3 protein-coding genes are annotated in these 2,609 nt (G+C 68.3%); 1 reads left to right on the forward strand and 2 read right to left on the reverse strand.

The annotated features are described in order from the left end of the window. Window positions 1-152 precede the first annotated feature (152 nt). Both istB and istA read right to left on the reverse strand, forming a co-directional pair. A complete protein-coding gene (istB, locus tag CRT60_RS00160; RefSeq protein WP_098734449.1) occupies window positions 153-908 on the reverse strand; it encodes an IS21-like element ISAzs2 family helper ATPase IstB in 756 nt (251 codons plus the stop codon). 10 nt (window positions 909-918) lie between these two features. Then, a complete protein-coding gene (gene istA / locus CRT60_RS00165; protein ID WP_098734448.1) occupies window positions 919-2,433 on the reverse strand; it encodes an IS21 family transposase in 1,515 nt (504 codons plus the stop codon). Between istA and CRT60_RS36620 the strand changes: the two genes are divergently transcribed. After that, the coding region (locus CRT60_RS36620; protein ID WP_204561528.1) for a hypothetical protein at window positions 2,411-2,609 on the forward strand (199 nt) is incomplete at its 3' end. The two genes, istA and CRT60_RS36620, sit on opposite strands and share 23 nt — an antisense overlap.

Here is a 2,609-nt window from a genome sequence, read left to right on the forward strand (position 1 = left end):
TGCGTATTTCGGCGAATTCGCCCAGGCGTTTCGGTTGAAAGCGCCCACCGTTTCGGCGAAACCGCCCACCCGAATTGAAGGCTGGTGGGTGCCGGGGCCGAACCCTGGATTTACGTTATGAAGGTTGTAGGTTTGGTTGCCAAGCACCGGCCTTAGGTGTCGGGGGTTTCGCTGGCGGCATCGGCCTTGGTGCGGCGCATTGAGTCGCCATGCAGGTCGATGCGGTAGGCCCGATGCACGAGGCGGTCGAGGATGGCGTCGGCGTAGGTGGCATCGCCGATGAGCCGATGCCAGTTGGCCACGGGAACTTGGGTGGCCAGCATGGTTGCGGCCCGGTCGTGGCGGTCGTCGATCACCTCCATCAGGTCCAGGCGCTGAGCCGCGGTCAGCTCGGTCATCGCCCAGTCATCCAGGATCAGCAGATCGAGCCGGGCGATCCGTCGCAGCATCCGGGCGAGCGAACCGTCCAAGCGGGCGGTGGCCAGATCGTCCAGCAGGCGGGTCAGCCGGGTGTAGAGTACGCTGTGGCCTTCCCGCGCCGCCTGGTTGCCGAGTGCACAGGCCAGCCAGGTCTTGCCGATCCCGGTCGGGCCGGTGATCAGAACCGGCCGGTTCTCCTTCACCCAACGCCCGGTGGCCAGCTCGCGCACAACACCGCGATCGAGCCCACGCGGGGTGCGCAGGTCGAGGTCCTCCAGGCAGGCAGTCTGGCGCAGCCGGGCGCGTTTCAGCCGGCTGGCAAGCGCGGTGTTGGCTCGCTCCGCCGCCTCGCGTTCGATCAAGGTGCCCAACTGCTCGTCAAAGGCCAGTTGGCTGCGGTCGGGCAGGCGCTCCAGGGCCTCCAGCCCTTTGGCCATGCCGTACAGACGCAACTGGCGCAACCGCTCGTGGTTGACGTGCTTCATCATCATGTCTCCGTCAGTGATAGTAGGAAGGGCCGCGCAGATTGGCGTGCTCGCCGGCACCGGCCGTGTCCGCCGCCGTGGCGGGGGGCGCCGCCAACCAGCGCTGGACGTAGCGGTAGGATCCGACGTTGGCCTCCAGCGCCGCTTGGCAGGCTTGCTCCAGCCGGTCGGTGCCATGGGTGGCCGCCAGGCGGATCAGGCCGATCCCGGCCCGCACCGCCTGTTCGGGATGATCGGCGCCGGCCAGGATGCGCGCGAACAGCAACGCGGCGGCCGGGCCGATGGCGGCCAAGTCGGCCTGGATGGCGTCGGGGGTGAAGCGGGCGACGGCCCGGTGGTTGGCGGGGCGATGGGCGTCCAGCGTCACGGTGGCGCCATCCTGCCGCCGGACATGGCAGGCCATCCGCTTGCCGCGCAGGAAGACGCTGATCACGCCGGCAGTGCTGTGTACGTCTACCGTCTTGCCGATCAGCGTGTGGGGCACTGAGTAGACGCCGCCGTCGAGGGCGAGATGATAGTCGGGCGGCACCTTGTGGCGAGCCCAGGTGCCGGGCACGAAGCGTTCCGGCGGCAAGGGGCGCAGGGTCGGCTTCTCCTCGGTGGCGAACAGGCCGGCGCGCGTGTCCTGTGGCCTGCGGCTCAAGGGAGCGGCGTTGAGGGCGGCCAGTTTGTCGCGCAAGGCTGCGTTGGCAGCGTCCAACGTGGCGAAGGGCGTATCGCGCAACGGGGCCAGCACCCGCCGCTCGACCTGCTGCACACCGTTCTCGGCGCTGGGCTTATCGCGTGGGCGCCGGACCCGGGCCGGCAAGACGGCGGTACGGTAGTGCCGGGCGAGATCGTGATAAGCCGGGTTGATCGCCGGATCGTAGAAGGAGGCGTGGCTGACGCCGACCTTGAGATTATCCGGCACCAGCTTGCCCGGCACGCCGCCCAGATGTTCGAACAGCCGGACGTGGGAGGCCAGCCACTCCTCGGCCTGCTGGGTCCAGGTCGCCTCGGCATAGACGTAGCCCGAATACGGCAGACAGGCGACAAACACCTGGGCCTGCCGCGCCTCGGCGCCGAGCCCGACGCTCAGCGTCATCCCGGCGTAATCGACCTCGATCGCCGCCCCCGGCCGATGCTCCCGGCGCAGACGCGGCTCGGCATGGGCACTCTGCCATGCCCGGAAATGCTGGATGAATTGGGTGTAGCGATAGCCGCCGGGATAGACCTCCAGGTATTCCTCCCACAGCAGCCGCAGCGTTACGCCACGGCGGCTGAGTTCACGGCTGATGTGTCGCCAGTCGGGCACCGGGCGCGCCGACGTGACCGGAGGCGGGAACAGCCGCTCTTCCAACTCGACGTCCGTCCAGCCCAGCACATCCGCGTACCGCAGCCCGGAGGCCCGTAGCCGATCCAGGTAATCGCGCACGGTGCTGCGCGGCAGCCGGCAGGCATCGGCAATCTGCCGTTGGCTGGCGCCAAACTCATCGCGCAGACGAAGGACTTCTCTGATCCGCCGCATGTCCGACCTCGCTCGGGGCATCCCGATCCTCCTTGGCCTGTGCCGTGGAAAGATCATGGGGATGCCAAAGGCTGGTTCGGACCCCGACACCACCACCCCTACGGGTGGGCGAATTCACCGAAACGGCTGGGCGCTTTCACCGTTCTGCCCGGGCGCTTTCCGCCGTTCCCGCTGGGTGCTTTCCGCCGAAATATGCA

It is taken from the genome of Azospirillum palustre (genome assembly GCF_002573965.1).
GTDB classification, from domain to species: Bacteria; Pseudomonadota; Alphaproteobacteria; order Azospirillales; family Azospirillaceae; genus Azospirillum; species Azospirillum palustre.

What these genes read in the sequence shown, in the direction of transcription:
- istB (WP_098734449.1), bottom strand. Translation starts at nt 908, where the DNA reads ATGATGAAGCACGTCAACCACGAGCGGTTGCGCCAGTTGCGTCTGTAC.
- istA (WP_098734448.1), bottom strand. Translation starts at nt 2,433, where the DNA reads ATGCCCCGAGCGAGGTCGGACATGCGGCGGATCAGAGAAGTCCTTCGT.